The following is a 15,117-nucleotide window of genomic DNA, read 5'->3' as shown; positions in this document are numbered from 1 at the left end:
CTGCAGCGGTGGAATACTGCCTTCAACAAGCTGGGCGGGAGACATCGTGCCGCGATTGGTGAACACCACCATGTCGGGTTCATCCTCAAAGGTTACGTGGTAATCCGGCAAATGGTCATGCTCTGCGAGCTGACGGATCATCTGCCGAAAGCGCTTCTGGGGGCTTTGCGACCCAGTCTTAAGCAGCAACTTAGCCAATGTGATGCGCCAGGTTTTCTGCTGCCCGCAATGCTTCCGGGCGATCTCGTACACCCGTCTTTCAATGGGCTTGCGCAGGCGGAAGTAGTCCCGGTGGAGAGTCAGTACCTCTTCGTTCCGGATTGCGTTGAAAACCCAGTCTGACAGCTTCACTTCGCACCACAAGAGACGCCCGTCCAAACCATGCTTTCGGCGGATCGAGGAAGCGTCGATCAGCCCAAAGCCATCGACTTGCTCTTCATCGCCAGTGACAATGTTTGTCCTGATCCGCGTCCCTTCGAGGCGATCAAGAGCATCGAGGAGGGACTGGTACTCCCGGCCACTTGTACCCCGGTTGGTGAAGATCAGCAGCTCTCTGGAGTTGATCCGGACACGGGGCGAAACGGCTTCGCCCTTCTTCAGCTTCGCCATAATCTGACTGATGCAGTAGATCAGAATGTCTTTGTCGTAGATCGTCGCCAGACCCTTGACGCTCGGCGTAATCTGCAACCACTTGTCGCCATTCTCATAGCGCTTGATCGTCGTCTCAGGCTTCTTTGAGAGGGAATAAAACGGATGCTCCATGTGTTGCATCACGTCCTTCAGGACAGCGTCAGCCACATCACAGATGAACAAATCATGCTGCGGATGGCGATCCGGCAGGAGCGGGGCAAGGGTATTCGTGTTATCAGTTACCATGAGTCGACATTCGTGGTTTTAGTTACCGCAGTCAAGATTCGTGTTATCAGTTACCAAAAGCAGGATTTCAGTTACCAAGATTCGTGTTATCAGTTACCGGTCAGATAGAAAATCGATTTCTTTTCAAGCATCTACGTAAAACTTCCAGACCCGTAACACAGATTCTAACACATATATAACACCCAGTATCTCAGGCAGAGCTGATCGCCGTCAGCACTTCATCGCTTACCGCTGATAGAACACGCAGGCATCAACACCTGTGGTTGTCGTCGTCCAGGACGCTCCAAGGACAGCGCACATGGAAGCGTTGCTGGCTAAGAAACGAGGAAGCGTCACCGTCAGGATAAGAGCCAGAACGACAGCACCCAAACCAAACCATGGAAGACGGCTTTTGAAGCGATCCAGCTTCTGTTCACGTTCCCAAAGCTGGCGCATGGTGTCTGACCTGGCATCCTCGGCTTTCTTGAGAACTTCCTGGGTATGGTTGGATGCCCGCAGCAGATCACCGGCCATCTGGCCAACGCGGGTGAGGGTATCGCCGATCCTGCCGTCGATGGTCGCGCCGACAATCTCACCGTAGTGTTCCGGGTCGGTTTGCTTTTGAGCAGCAAAGGCGGCAGAGCGGGCTTCCGTCGCTGTCTTGTTCACGCGGTCGAGCACCCGCGTCTGATCATCCACCCGATCCGAGATGCTGGCGACCGCTGTGGCGAGAAGATCGAGCGTCTCGCGCAGATCGTCATCTGAGAGCAGGGCAGGGGAGGCGGGTGTGTCGGACATGGTGGAATGCTTTCAGGTTATCGGGCGTCTGGCGTGAACAGCCCGGCAAATTCAGGATCGGTGTAGTAACGCAGCTTTTGCGCGACGGCAGTGGCCTGCCCCTGGACGCGCAGGAGCTGACGATCCGGCGGGAGCTGCATGATTTCATCGGGGGTCAGCAGATCGCGGCCCGTGAGGTTGTTCGAGAAACTGGGACCATCGCCGGGCTTGAAGCTGTCCGTCTGAAACCCGGCGGTTTCCTGTCCGATCATCTGGCTCAGCCACTTGGCTGTCTCGAAGTCGTTCACCCCGAAGACCTGTTGCACCCCGGCATTGGCGATGAAGGTGCCCGCGCGTTCGCCGTAGAGGTCCTTGAGCTGGCTCATATCCTGCAGGATCGGCCAGAGCTGAAGCCCGTAGCCCGCCATCAGCCCCATGGCGCGCTCTACGGCCTCCAGACGGCCCAGGGCGGCGAATTCATCGAGGAGGAAGAGGGTGGGGGCCTTGAGGCGCTCAGAACGGCCCTCTGACGCGCCCTGAGGCCGCTCAGCGTCCCGTGCGATGTCCTGAAGGGCCTGAGAGACCAGAAGGCGCAGCCAGCGACTGTAGGCGTCCATCCTGTTGGGTGGCAGCACAAGGAAGACAGAGGTGATCCGGTGGCGCAGATCGGAGAAAGCGAAGTCTGAGCGCGCCAGACACTTCGCGATCCGGGGCGAGTCCAGGAAGTGTGTATGGCGCTGCGCGTTCGAGAGAACCGAGGCGGCTTCCCGATCTGCCTTGCCGAGGAAGCGATTGGCCGCGCGGGCGATCAGCCCGCCTGCCTCGTCGCAGTCCTGCATCAGCTCCAGCAAGGCGCGGAGCTTTTCCGGGGGCAGGGTGAGATATTCCCGGACGGTGGCCAGAGACCGGCGGTCGCGCTCCTCATGGCAGACGCAGAACATGATCAGCCCGCCGAGGATGGCCTTGGCCTCCTCGTTCCAGTGCGCTTCCGTCACCTGTCCCGGCGGGTCCATGACCAGAGCCTCAGTCAGGGAGGCGGCATCCTCGCCCAGATCGAGGCTGTCCGGCGTCAGCCGGTCGAGCGGGTTGTAGGCGGCGGAGGGGTGGCCGCTGACCTCAAACGGATCGAGGACGTGGACCGTCCCGAACCGCCGCCGGGCTTCTCCGGCGATCCGGGCATTCTCGCCTTTGGGGTCGATGACCAGGACGGAGCGTTCCGCCGCCAGCAGGTTGGGGATGACGGTGCCCACACCTTTCCCGGCCCGTGTCGGGGCGAGGGTGATCAGGTGGGCCGGGCCGTCATAGTGCAGCAACCGCCCGGTGTGCGGATTGCGCCCGATCAGAAGACCGCGATCTTCGTGCCCTTTGCCTCGCTCCAGCTTCTTCAGCTCCTTGCGGTTCGCAAACCGCGCCGAGCCGTGGCTGTCGCCGGTCAGCCTGAAATAGGCATCAGCCCCGGAGGCCATGCGCCAGTACTGAAACCCGAAGACAGCGCCTATGAGCATGAAGGGACCAAAGACCAGCCATTGCCAGGCGCTTTCACCGGGCGGCTGATCGAAGAAGGCAAAGATGAACGGCGTGGCCACAAGCGTTCCAAGCATCGCCCCAAACAGGACCGCGCCGATCATCCAGCCCAGAAGGATGGGTGTGAAGATCAACCGACCGAAGAAGCGGAACAGCCCCCCGAAGACGAGCATCATGCTCCGCATCAGGACGCGCCATCATCAGCAGGGGTAGGGGAGGGAGCATCCCACTCCGCAAAGGCCTTCCGGTCCTGTTCACGGGACAGGTTGCGGATCAGCCGGTCGAGCATGGCGGCGGCACTGGAGTCCCGTTCCGCCAGGTCCATGAGTGCCCCGCCCAGGATCACCTTGCGCCGTGTATCCAGCTTGCGCTGTCTAGTGGCTTCCCGGTTCTTCAGAGCCTGCAGGCGGGCCTTGGCCTGGGCATAGCGTTTCTCGGCGCGTTCAAGCTCAGTCTCGGCCAATTCGGGAATCCACTTCAAAGAGGGCAGGTGTAAAGGTTAGGCTTGCCACAACCAGCGATAGCGCTTACCCGTAGACCTGTAAAGGACAAGGGCGCACTTATGCAAACTCTCCACCTGCGGTTCCGAGCTTTGCGTGCGATCTCCTTGAGGCAGGGCCTCAGCCGATGGCGAACTCCGTCCGACGCGATGCGCGCCGGAATGAAAGGCCCTCCCGGCCTCTCAAACTCTCCAGGGCCAACTTCGGCAGTTGGATCGCGTCCCGCAATGTCGCGCCAGCGTCTCGCCCGATGCCCCACGGTGGGGGCCGGTCTGCCGCTGGCGTCTCCCTTGCGGGAGGTATCGCGCCCAGGTGCTGATGCCCCTTCGCGATACCGGGTTTGCCTCCGGCAAACCGCCAGTGGTCTGTCCCCATATCCCGCCCCCCATGAGGCTGGGGATCTGGGGGCAGATCACTGGCAAGCCCGCGCCTCAGGGAGCCGGTGGCTCGCTTCGGGCGGGCTGTCTTTTCCACTCGTTCCGCGGCGGGGCAGGGCGCGATCCATCGGGGAAAAGACGGCTGACCCGGTTGCCCATGTTGGGGCATGTGCCAGGGTCAGCAGCGGCGCGCGTCAGAGGCGAGGGTAGCGAGCATGGCCAGCTACCACCTCTCCGTGAAGACGATCAAACGCAGTGCCGGGCGCTCTGCCACAGCGGCAGCGGCCTACCGTGTCGGGGAGCGCATCGAATGCCAGCGCGAAGGTCGTGTCCACGATTACACCCGCAAGCAGGGCATCGAGGAGACCTTCATCCTGGCACCGAAAGACGCGCCGGACTGGGCCACGGATCGGTCCCGCCTCTGGAACGAGGTCGAGGCCAGCGAGACCCGCCGCAACTCCGTCACTGCCCGCGAATGGGAACTGGCCCTGCCGTCCGAGATCAGCGCCGAGGACCGGTCCCAGATCACCCGCGACTTCGCCCAGGAGCTGGTCAGCCGCTACGGCGTGGCTGTCGATGTGGCAATCCACGCCCCGCACCGCGAGGGCGACCAGCGGAACCATCACGCCCACGTCCTGACCTCCACCCGCAAGCTCGAAGCCGATGGCTTTACGACCAAGACGCGCGTTCTCGATTCCGCCAAGACCGGCGGTGTCGAGATCGAGCAAATGCGCGGCCTCTGGGCCGAGTTGCAGAACCGCGCTTTGGAGCGGGCAGGGGAGGTCGAGCGCGTCGATCACCGGTCGCTCGAAGCGCAGCGGGAAGCTGCGCTGGAGCGAGGCGATCAGCTCTCTGCCGAGGAACTGGACCGCGACCCCGAGCTGAAGTTGGGACCGGCGGCTAATTCCATGGAACGGCGGGCGAAGTGGATGGCCGAGCGCCAGGGCCGGGAATACGTCCCGGTCACCGAACGCGGCGCTGTCGTCCATGCAGCCCGCCAGGCCCGCGCCGCCTTCCGCGAAATGCGCGAACGGCTGGACATCGCGCGCGAGACCTACGGCATTGAGCGCGAGGCCGGGCAGGGCCGCGTCTCTGCCGGTCTGGCAGCACTCAGGGCTGCAACCGCGAAAGATCGCGACCGAAACCCGGAGGATTTCCGGGAGCGGCTGGCGCGGATCGCAGGCCAGTCACAGGACCAGGACGACACGCCGAAACCGGAAGGCCGCAATTATGCGCGGGAGCGGCTGAAGGAAATCATGGAGAAGGACGCAGGGCGCGACGGCCAGGCGGCTGTTCACAAGCTGGACGGTCACAGCGAGTCTGACATGGGTGAGAACACAGGGCGCGAGGCCTACAAACCGTCCGTCAACGAGCGCCTGAAGGACGTGCTGAACAAGCCGCGCGAGCGGCTGGAGATCGAGGACGAGCGCGAACAGGAGCGCGGCGACGACGAGAACGAAAACACGCGAGACAGGGATCGTGGCGAAGGTCACAGCCTGTGACGTAACCCGATGACACGACAGAGGAGATTGATCGGATGTATGAAGTATTCAACGTGGGCAAGACGATCTTGCTGGACGGAAAGCCGCTATCGCTTGTGACGCCCGCAGGTGTTGAAGGCTGGATCGAGAAGGGCATTCCGCACAGCTACCGCTACGACCAGGTGCGCGATCCGCTCGACGGCCAGATGAAGTACCGCTGTCTGTATGAGAAAGACGGGGCGGATGTGCCGTTTGTCCTGGTCAACGATCCGGACGACGGCGACGGGCGCGTGATCCTGTTTGACGACATGCCGGATCGGGACGCTCAGGCGTTATGAGCCAAGCCAGGTGTGCGCCACTAGAGAAGGATTTTCTGGATGCGAGAAATTGAAGACTTCACCGATGATCGGCTGAAGGCTTGGTGCGTCCATTGTGGAGCTGAGATCGCCAATATTGAGAGCAATCTCGACCATGTTCCGACCAAATCGCTTCTGACAAAGACGCTTAGGAAGCGGGGTGCCGACTATGATCGCGGCGTGGGTGATGAATTGGATTACTTGCCACAGGTTGTCGTCTGTCGTCGATGCAATTCCAGTTTCTCACCCGACGAGAATTACCTTCTCTGTGTGCTTCATGCGGTCATGGCTGGCAGCCTTTATCCTGATCCGAAGAAGCATCCCGAAGCCGCAACCGTCTTACGGAGCAATCGTCATGTCGTCCGTTCTCTCAAGAGAACACCTGACGGACAGCTTCTGCTGCTCGAGGACTTGAAGCCGTTCACTCTCTATCCCGACATCGAAAAGATTCGACGGGTCGTCGTCAAAAACGCGCGCGGTCACGCTTATCACGAGAACGGCGAACCGCTGCTTGAGGCACCTGATCATGTCGCATTCATTCCCTTGGAGAACCTGAGTTCTGATCAACGTGACGCCTTCGAGGCTGTTAAGACCGGCGCGAACCTTGCCGTCTGGCCAGAGGTTGGCAGTCGTATGACCGTCCGTCTGTTTGACGAAGAAGCCATGGTTGGTGGCTGGATTTCTGTCGAAGCCGGGCGTTACCGATATTCTATTGATTGGTCCGATGCCGTGACAGTGAAGACTGTCATATGGGAGTATCTCGCTACCGAGACACGCTGGGAACGATAGACAGGGCCGGGGATCGACGGGCTGACGCCCGCTCACCCCACCCCTGACAGTTTCAAGCTCCTTTTGATCCGCCTGCCATCCCGGCAGGTCCGAGAAAACCGGCAAGCGCCGCCTTTGGCGTCGGTTCCGGTCGAGAATTCCGGTTCCTCCCACGCGCGAGGCGCGCGGTTCCCTCCCAAATTCACGCCCTCCACCCGGTTGTCACGGCCCCGCCAGGCCGCAGGACGGGCTTTGCCCTTACCTGCTCTGCCCTTCGGAATGCATGGGCATTCCAAAGATCAGAACAGGAAGGCCCGCCCATCGGCGGAAAGGGGAAGGGACCCGGCCCGCGTCACGCGAAGGAGGGTCACAAATGACCAAGGAGAAGTTTGACGTTTACACCCATGTCACCAATCAGATCATCGCGCAGATCGAGGCGGGAACGCCGCCCTGGCGCAAGCCTTGGACTGGCGGCGGGGTAGGGGTCAGCCTGCCGGAACGGTTCAACGGCGAAGCTTATCGGGGCATCAATATCCTGATGCTTTGGGCAACCGCGATGGCGAAAGATTACAGCTCAGCCCGCTGGATGACATTCAATCAGGCCAAGCAGCTTGGGGGCCATGTTCGCAAGGGCGAGAAATCCGCCACGGTCGTGAAATACGGCACTGTCGAGCGCGAGGACGAGAACGGCGAGGAGCGCCAGATCCCCTATGCCAAGGCCTACCGCGTGTTCAATGCCGACCAGATCGAGGGCTTGCCCGCTGAATTCTACATCCTGCCCGATCCGCCGCGCGATCTCGGCACCGTGGCTGACCCCGAACTGCAGGCGTTCTTTGCTGCGACAGGCGCGCAGATCGACGTGACCGAGGAGCCGCGCGCCTATTACGACATCAAGACCGACCGCATCCACATGCCGCCGATTGGCACGTTCTATCGGGCGGCTGGGTATTTTGGCACCTTGGCCCATGAGACAATCCACTGGACAGGCGCGACAAAGCGGCTGGACCGTTTGGGCAGGTTCAACGACCGCAAGGCCTACGCCTTCGAGGAGCTGGTCGCGGAAATCGGAAACTGCATGCTCTGCGCGCAGATCGGGGTGGAGCCTGAATTCGATCAGAGCGCGGCCTATGTCGAAGGATGGCTGGAGGCGATGAAGGAAGACAGCCGTGCGATTTTCCGTGCCGCGTCCGAGGCGCAGAAGGCCGTGGATTACATCATGGAACGCACCGCGCAGGCTGACCGGATGGCCGCCGAGTAACTACCCGCATCGCCGCGATGAACGAGGCCCCCGTCAGCAGGCGGGGGCTTTTGCGTTCTGGCGTGATCTAGGTGGCGGCGGTTTCAGGATGACCTGTCGGCGGGCAACCAGAAGGCCACCCGCCGACAGGCCCGGCGCTTCGCGCGGACGCCCCTAGGGGCGGTGGCACCGGCGGTCAGGGAAATGGAAGTCCTCGATCTCAGGTCACTTATTTCGTTTGGGAGGCAAATGGCCTTTCAACTCGCGTGCTCTCAGATCATCCAGAACGTCGGCAAGATTTGGATCGTTCTCAAGTGTGGATATATGTACATGGGCAAGCGGGCCTCTTGGTCCTTGTACTCTCCTGAGAAAAATCGGACCAGACCAATGCGGGCCTTGATTTGAGATCGCCATAACCGACCCGGACATGATCTCGGTTGAAGTATGTGGACCCGGTTCCGGTTCTCTCATCGTAAATGAGTAGCACTTCATGCAAACATTTCTGAGGTCTTTGGACAGACAAGCGATGGACTGAGCAAACGGAAAAATTACCCCTTCATCGACTTCATCAACAGTGTATCCGCGAAATTCAAATTTCTGGTGCTCGCGGAGCCAGTAAGCGTTCCCCTTGCGTCTGATTTCGACATGGCTCCGAATTACATGACCATCTCCGCCTGTTCGCCAAGACGGTCGATACGCTTCCCAATTTTCACCGACTAAGCCAGCAAGACTTTGATACGGCCTGAATTCGATCTCGTTGAAATGCCTTAGGAGACTGTCAGCGAAGCGCTCCCCCGAGTTGCGTGGAACACCGCCTAAGCCCCGCGTTGTGATCAATGGCCCTTTGTCCCATCCGAATGAGAAGAATGCGTAGAGGACTCGCGCTTTCTCCCACGATGGTATGTGGCCCTCATTGGCCATCTTCGAAAGCGTTCCGACCGAGATACTGAAGCTGTCTGCGCTGGTGTCAGGTCCGACTGCCAGCCACCATTCTATGCAGGCATCACATGCCGTTCGGTAGGACATCCCTGGACTGTCGCGAATGAGGCGAACGGCATCCGCCAGCTCCTCGCGCTGAGCTTTGGTGCCAGTGTAAACCAGAGTTGCTTCGTCGACTTTCATGGCAGGACCGTTCAGAATTTGTTCAGCGAAGTGAACACATCGCCTTGCTGGTCGCAACGACCTTTCATCCAACTCGGGTTAGGAATCGTGCATTGAAACCAGATCAGAAGGAGACAGCCATGTCTTGGCAGACCAACAACCCAACCTGGAAAGGTGGCTATCATGGCCATCAGTTGCCGAGCAATGCCACTCAGCAGCAGATTCACGATCACAATCAGGGTCGTGCTCAGGCGGAAGCCGACCGGCAGAAGAAGATGGCAGAGGCCTACAAGCCGAAGAAGTGATGACATGTTACTTCAAGGGTTGTCCCACTGATAGTGGGGCAACCCTTCTGCGAGCTGGAGAAAACGCTTGCGGTAGTACCCATGGGCTGCTTCGATCAGATCAAAGCTAGCTAACAGAAAGAGAGGCCTCCTGCATGCCAGTTTTCAGATTTAGTAGTGTTATTGCGGCACTTATTTTTGCTTCTGTGCCGATTGCCAGTTTTGCAAATGAGAGCGCTCAGGTTACTCCGGAAGAAGGTTTTTGGAGTGGGGGCTTCAGAAGCTCCAACGGAGGCAATATCCAGTTTGCCATTACGGCAGTTGATCTTATTGGAAAGCTCGAAGTAGAAGCTCGTAACTGGCAAGGTCTTCGGGCAGTATACAATTGCGAGTATGTTTTTGCTGTAGATGGTGAAGACGCTAGTGAGATGTATCTGAATGAAGCCGCAAGTTTCCAATCAAACGAGTGTCTTCCAAAGTTTCCCATGACACTTAACCGAGTGTCAGACGATATTCTGAAAGTAACTTTTGATTCGAGAATTGGCGGCCTAATAGGAATTCCCGAAATTGAATTGTCAGCAGGGCTTCGTCCGCTGCGGGATCAGGATCGTGTCGATTTGTCCGCCCCGATAGACATCATTGGGCTGAAGCCAGGAATGCTTAGACAAGAGATCAGCGAAATCCTTGAAGACAGGGGATACTCCGTGCTCGAAAGCATTGATGATGCTTTCCGAGGCCCAAACTATGTTATTGCCATGGATCGCTGGACTAAAGGTGAGGTGGTTCCAGAGGGTGAACAATACGCTGGTTCGCCGCGAGATGAGATTTCGATTGTCTTCAGCTCCACGAAGCCTTGGATGGAACAGGATCATCGAGCGGTTACTATTCGCCGTGGCTTGATACCTGGGCCATCTGCCGGACTGACAATTTCTGCCTTCCAACGGTCAGTACAGCAAAAATATGGGGCCGTTGTTGGCGATTATGGCGGGAGCATACTGTACTCACGCCAAGGAAGCATAGCCGAGAGAGCATCGGATTGCGGAGAAGGGACACTTCAGGCGCTGAGTCCCACAATGGCTAACCTGAGCACTCGAAATCTGAATGGGGATTCTTTCTCGTTCTCTCCATACTGCATGGGCGGTGTGCATGTAGGCCTGCGCAGTGATCGGGCGACTGGCCTTCTCCAAACTGGAACCATTACTGTCGGATCGGTTGATGAAACTTGGCAAGAGTTTTGGGAGAACTGGTCGAAGCAAGAGTATGATCAGATTAACACGGTCCTATCTGCGCTGAGAGGCGGTGGAGAAGGCCCGGAGCTTTGAGGTCCTGCCAAGATGAAGTCCCCAAAATCCTTAGCGCTCCTGATCTGTGTGCTTCCGATGTTGTTTCCAGGCGTGGCTTATTCGCAGACGGCCTGTGAGGAAACGCTTGGAAGCGATACCTGCTTCTACATGCCGACGGGGCAGCAACTTGCGATCCCAGCACGTAAACCATCAGTACCACCTCTGCCACCTCCCAAGCCTGTGATAATCACACCGGAGATCGCGGTTCAGCTCACGCGCCCCGCTACGTTTGACGCAATATATGCGAATTTCATGCGTCGAGCACGGGACTACTATGACGTGGACTCAACAGGCGTTGCGTTTCTAGCGGAAACTGCGCTGTCAGCCTATGCCATTGCTGGGGGACGCAACAGCACAGTGAGCACTGTAGTGACTGAAGGGACGGATCTCCTCATGGGAGAAACAAACCCTGAAAATGCCACTGAGGTGCTAATCAACTTCCTAGACTCTGCCTTGAAGGAAGTTGCTGGTGGTATGGTTGAAACGGCAGCTTCTCGCGTCCCGCTAGGAAAGCAATTTGCCGAACCCATTGGAAAATCTGTCGTCGCAGCGGCTGACACATCGGGTACGCTTGCTGCTATGTTTGTGTTTGCCGTAGCTGATACATTTGGGGAAGGGCCACAAACGGTTCCGCCAGCTCTTATCGAGCAGGAATTGCTCAACATTAGGTCAAAGTGTAGCATCGGTTCAATTGTTCGCTCTGTACCAGGTATGTTCATCTCTCCACGGAACAACGAGGTCCATGTTAGGCTCGGTCTGGCCCATTGTGATTGGCAAGACGGAACTATGCCTTTTTGCTCATCTGAGGGCTGTCAGCTAAGAATATACCGTGTTTCAGGGGATGACTTTGTCCTCTTGGAGACGCGGCTGGAAGGCAGCGGTCGGGACCGGGAAGTGCCTGAACTGGTGCGTGAGCAGGTTCGAATAGCTACGACTATTGAAAGAGAGATGCAGAGAGAGGCTTCACGCCGCAGGCAGTGTTCTCCCGAGAACATTGAAGCGCAAAAGCGACAGTACGGTTTTGTGGGCTTGGTCTTGCAATTACATTGCGAGCGCTATCCCAACGGTTGTCGTTTTTCATAAATAGGTTCAGCACTGGCCATTGTTTTCATTGACACGCGCTTGTCACAAAAGACTTCAATACTGATCGCCAAACAGTTCGGTGCGTTGCAAAACCGTCAGACACCGGTTCAGCGCGTTGCAGGAGGCAGGATCGGTCATGGACCTGGAATCCGTTCCGAAAGGCGTGTGGCAGAAGGCCGAGGAACGGGCGGCCTTGCTTCGACCACTTGCCGCGCTCCATGAAGCACCAGCGCATCTTGTCCGCGCTGCAGCGATTGATCTGAAAATTTCCGAACGTTGGGCCTACAGGCTGATCCGCCGGCTCCGTGAAGAAAACGGCGCGGTCACCGCGCTCTTGCCGCGCGATGGCCGCGGTGCTCCGCGCAAGACGCGGATCGCGGGGGATCGGGAAGCGATCATCGGTCATGTCATCGAAGGCCACTATCTCAAACGGCAGAAGGCGCGCCCCTCGGAAATCGTGAGGGCGGTTCAGGTCGAGTGCCGCAAGGCGGGGATTTCGTCTCCTAGCGAAGCCACGATCAGGCGACGGGTTAACCTGATCGACAAGGGTGTCGCGTCACGGCTTCGCGAAGATGATCCGGACACAAAGCCGATCCTCGGCGCGACCCCGATCCCGAAATACCCGCTCGACGTCGTGCAAATCGATCACACGCCGGTCGATGTCATTTTGGTCGATCCGTTCGAGCGTCTGCCAATCGGGCGGCCATATCTGACGGTTGCGATTGACGTGATGAGCCGGATGATCGCGGGCTTCCATCTTAGCCTTGATCCCCCTTCCGCCGCGAGCGTCGGCCTGTGCCTCGCCCACGTCGCTGACGATAAGAAAACCTGGATGACAGCGCGCGGCGTTACGGATGTGGAGTGGCCGATTGCGGGAAAGCCAAAGAAGATCGGCGTAGACAATGCCGGCGAGTTCCACTCGCAGGCTTTCGAGCGCGGGTGCGCGCAACATAATATCGAGATCGAATGGCGACCGCCGGGGCAACCTCAGTTCGGTGGCATTGTAGAGCGTGTGATCGGCACCCTCATGCGGCGCATTCACAAGTTGCCGGGCACGACATTTTCCAACACGGCGCAGCGCGGCGCATACGACAGCGAAAGACAGGCCTGCCTGACCCTTGAAGAACTGGAACGCTGGCTGACGGTTGCGATTTGCAAGGATTATCACCTGTCCGGGCATCGTGGGTTGGACGGGGCCACACCTCTTGCCCGGCTGAAGGAAGGTCTCGTATCCTTGAGCCGATCTGGCGGCAGCATCGCTATCCCGCGTGACATGCGCAGCTATCTGATCGACTTCCTTCCGGTTCTGCGTAGAACGTTGCAACGCGACGGATTCACCGTAGATCATATTCGCTATTTCTCGAACGCCCTGAAACCGTGGATCGTCTCGCGCGACGTCCGGACGGAGGGACATCTGATCCTGCGCCGCGACCCACGAGACCTTTCGCGTGTTTATGTTCTCGACCCTTTCGACGGTTCCTGGCTCGAAGTGCCGTATCGCACACTCTCCCGACCGTCGATCACGCTCTGGGAACATCGGGCAGCGCGACGACGTGCCCAAGAACGCAATGCGGCGACCGTGGACGAGGACAGCATTTTCACCGCCTTCGCGGAAATGCAGGAGATCGAGCGCAACGCGGCCCGGCTCTCCAAGGGTGCCCGCCGCCGTCGGTCGCGACCGGTGCTGGATCGACAATCTCCTTTGGCGAAGCAACCGGAGGCTCTCGGCCTGGGCGAGCTCGCGCAAGATCAACCGGACGCTCCACCGCAACCATTCACCGACATTGAAGAGTGGTAGGGCAGATGGACCATCTTCGACCCGAAGCCCGACGCATCGCGGAAAAGCCTGCTATCGAACGGCTCGATTGTTTCGCAACCGACCGCTGGATCGGCTATTCCCGCGCGCAGGATGCCCTGAAACGCATGGACATGCTGTTGGCGACGCAACCCGGCCGTGTTCGACCGCAGAACATGCTGGTTGTCGGGCCGAGCAACAACGGCAAATCGACCATCGCCGAGAAATTCCAGCGCCAGCACCCCCGAAGAAGTTCGGAAGAAAGGGACCGACATATCTTTCCGGTCCTGTCGGTCCAGATGATGCCGGACGTGACCGCGCCCCGTTTCTACGCACAGTTGCTTGACGCATTGGGATCACCTCTCGGGAACATCCGAAAGACCGACCGGCGCAATGCACTGACACTGAATCTCATGCGGGCATGCGGGGTGCGGCTGCTCGTCATTGACGAGTTGCACAACCTGCTTTGCGGCCCATCATCGCGGCAGCGCGAAATTTTGGGGCTCATCCGGTATCTGGGCAACGAGCTGCGTATCCCGATTGTCGCGCTTGGGACCAAGGATGCATGGCTGGCTCTCCGGTTGGACGACCAACTCGAAAACCGCTTCCAGCCCTTTTTGCTATCGATGTGGGGTGACGATGCCGAGACCGGGCGGCTGCTGGCCAGCTTCGAGACAGTGATCCCCCTGCGCGGGCGGTCCGGTCTCGGTCTGCCTGCGTTGCGCAAGGTGATTGTGGAGCGCTCGGAGGGCCTGATCGGAGAAATGCACCAGCTTCTTTCGAGCGCAGCAGCGCATGCCCTGACGGAAGGACGGGAACGCATCGAGAGAGAAGACCTGCTGGGCTGCCCTTTCCAGGCACCCTCCTACCGGCGGCAGATGATGGAACGGGAACTTCGGGCATGACGGGGGAACCCGCATGGCCGCTGCACCCGCCCCCCAAGGAGATCGAGACTTTACGGCAATATGTGCAAAGCCTAGCCCGTCTCTATGGCGTCACCTTCGAAAGCTTCTGCTATCATGCTCTCAAGATTGCGCATGCGGATGAAGAGGCCCGCTCCTTCACGCAACCCACAGAGGATGTCTTGGAGCGCCTCGCTGTCGGGCTTGGTATTCCAATCGATGAATTGCGCGGTTTCGAGGCGCGCCGTCGCCGCAATGTCGCACGCCTATACGCGGAACTCGAAGCATGGATAGCCACGCCCGAGGGCCGACAAAGATATGAGTGGGCTTTCCCGCCAAAATCGTAACATTTGGGCACACCCGTGAGGGACGCATGAATGTGACAGCAGAAAATGTCACAAATGAGTGGCGCAACAGGCATTGTGACAGTATCAGGAATATAGCCACCCTAAAGTGACATTTCTACATGCCCAAGATCGGTTACGCCCGCGTCAGCTCAACAAGTCAGGATCTCGAAATCCAGAAAGCCAAACTGAAGGCGGCAGGCTGTGAAATTGTCCGCGCCGAAACCGGCTCTGGAGCATCCCGTGACGGTCGCACCGAACTGGCAACCGTCCTGGAGTTTTTGCGTGCAGGTGACGAGCTGGTCGTGCATCGCCTCGACCGCCTTGGGCGGTCAACCCGAGACGTTCTGAATCTGGTGCATGAGTTGGATGCGAAGGGCGCGTCGTTGC

General features: G+C 58.8%; 16 protein-coding genes. 11 read left to right on the top strand and 5 right to left on the bottom strand.

Features of this window, described 5'->3' with window-relative positions; genetic code table 11:
- The 4 genes from ACN2XU_RS23685 to ACN2XU_RS23670 all read right to left on the bottom strand — a co-directional run.
- Nucleotides 1-876: replication initiator protein A (locus tag ACN2XU_RS23685; RefSeq protein WP_419412820.1), on the bottom strand; the 876-nt coding region annotated here is incomplete at its 3' end.
- Nucleotides 877-1,101: 225 nt separating this feature from the next.
- Complete coding sequence (locus tag ACN2XU_RS23680; protein ID WP_419412819.1) at nt 1,102-1,653, bottom strand: hypothetical protein; 552 nt, start codon at nt 1,651-1,653, stop codon at nt 1,102-1,104.
- A 17-nt stretch (nt 1,654-1,670) separates the two neighbouring features.
- On the bottom strand, nt 1,671-3,332 hold the full coding sequence (locus ACN2XU_RS23675; protein WP_419412818.1) for a type IV secretory system conjugative DNA transfer family protein: 1,662 nt from the start codon (nt 3,330-3,332) through the stop codon (nt 1,671-1,673).
- Nucleotides 3,333-3,340: 8 nt separating this feature from the next.
- The gene (locus tag ACN2XU_RS23670) at nt 3,341-3,619 is read right to left on the bottom strand and encodes a mobilization protein (protein ID WP_419412817.1); all 279 of its coding nucleotides are present in this window, start codon (nt 3,617-3,619) and stop codon (nt 3,341-3,343) included.
- 629 nt (nt 3,620-4,248) lie between these two features.
- Here ACN2XU_RS23670 and mobQ point away from each other — a divergent pair.
- The 4 genes from mobQ to ACN2XU_RS23650 all read left to right on the top strand — a co-directional run bounded on the left by mobQ (nt 4,249) and on the right by ACN2XU_RS23650 (nt 7,896).
- A complete protein-coding gene (mobQ, locus tag ACN2XU_RS23665; RefSeq protein ID WP_419412816.1) occupies nt 4,249-5,535 on the top strand; it encodes a MobQ family relaxase in 1,287 nt (428 codons plus the stop codon).
- 35 nt (nt 5,536-5,570) lie between these two features.
- Nucleotides 5,571-5,852: a hypothetical protein gene (locus ACN2XU_RS23660; RefSeq protein WP_238373372.1), complete on the top strand. Its 282-nt coding sequence runs from the start codon at nt 5,571-5,573 to the stop codon at nt 5,850-5,852.
- 39 nt (nt 5,853-5,891) lie between these two features.
- Complete coding sequence (locus ACN2XU_RS23655; RefSeq protein ID WP_419412815.1) at nt 5,892-6,659, top strand: hypothetical protein; 768 nt, start codon at nt 5,892-5,894, stop codon at nt 6,657-6,659.
- 352 nt (nt 6,660-7,011) lie between these two features.
- Nucleotides 7,012-7,896 (top strand): ArdC family protein, encoded by an 885-nt coding sequence (locus ACN2XU_RS23650; RefSeq protein WP_419412814.1) that lies wholly within the window; start codon nt 7,012-7,014, stop codon nt 7,894-7,896.
- A gap of 204 nt (nt 7,897-8,100) precedes the next feature.
- Here the strand turns inward: ACN2XU_RS23650 and ACN2XU_RS23645 are convergent, their stop codons facing one another.
- Nucleotides 8,101-8,997 (bottom strand): hypothetical protein, encoded by an 897-nt coding sequence (locus tag ACN2XU_RS23645; RefSeq protein WP_419412813.1) that lies wholly within the window; start codon nt 8,995-8,997, stop codon nt 8,101-8,103.
- 119 nt (nt 8,998-9,116) lie between these two features.
- Here ACN2XU_RS23645 and ACN2XU_RS23640 point away from each other — a divergent pair, with 119 nt between their 5' ends.
- From ACN2XU_RS23640 to ACN2XU_RS23610, 7 genes are all read left to right on the top strand, one after another.
- Nucleotides 9,117-9,281 carry a hypothetical protein gene (locus tag ACN2XU_RS23640; protein WP_419412812.1) on the top strand — a complete coding sequence of 55 codons (165 nt, stop codon included), beginning with the start codon at nt 9,117-9,119 and terminating at the stop codon, nt 9,279-9,281.
- A 134-nt stretch (nt 9,282-9,415) separates the two neighbouring features.
- Nucleotides 9,416-10,582, top strand: coding sequence for a hypothetical protein (locus tag ACN2XU_RS23635; RefSeq protein ID WP_419412811.1), 1,167 nt, complete (start codon nt 9,416-9,418; stop codon nt 10,580-10,582).
- A 414-nt stretch (nt 10,583-10,996) separates the two neighbouring features.
- A complete protein-coding gene (locus ACN2XU_RS23630; protein ID WP_419412810.1) occupies nt 10,997-11,686 on the top strand; it encodes a hypothetical protein in 690 nt (229 codons plus the stop codon).
- 136 nt (nt 11,687-11,822) lie between these two features.
- Nucleotides 11,823-13,484 (top strand): TnsB C-terminal domain-containing protein, encoded by a 1,662-nt coding sequence (locus tag ACN2XU_RS23625; protein WP_078543004.1) that lies wholly within the window; start codon nt 11,823-11,825, stop codon nt 13,482-13,484.
- A gap of 5 nt (nt 13,485-13,489) precedes the next feature.
- Complete coding sequence (locus ACN2XU_RS23620; RefSeq protein WP_091846272.1) at nt 13,490-14,386, top strand: TniB family NTP-binding protein; 897 nt, start codon at nt 13,490-13,492, stop codon at nt 14,384-14,386.
- Nucleotides 14,383-14,730: a TniQ family protein gene (locus tag ACN2XU_RS23615; protein ID WP_139210116.1), complete on the top strand. Its 348-nt coding sequence runs from the start codon at nt 14,383-14,385 to the stop codon at nt 14,728-14,730. The genes ACN2XU_RS23620 and ACN2XU_RS23615 overlap by 4 nt, the downstream gene beginning before the upstream one ends.
- A 119-nt stretch (nt 14,731-14,849) precedes the next feature.
- Nucleotides 14,850-15,117, top strand: a 268-nt coding sequence (locus ACN2XU_RS23610; RefSeq protein ID WP_419412809.1) for a recombinase family protein, incomplete at its 3' end; no start/stop codon positions are given.

This window comes from Pacificoceanicola niger (assembly GCF_048553275.1).
Lineage (GTDB): Bacteria > Pseudomonadota > Alphaproteobacteria > Rhodobacterales > Rhodobacteraceae > Pacificoceanicola.
The sequence above is the reverse complement of the archived record's forward strand: the minus strand, read 5'-3'. Positions and strand labels throughout refer to the sequence as shown.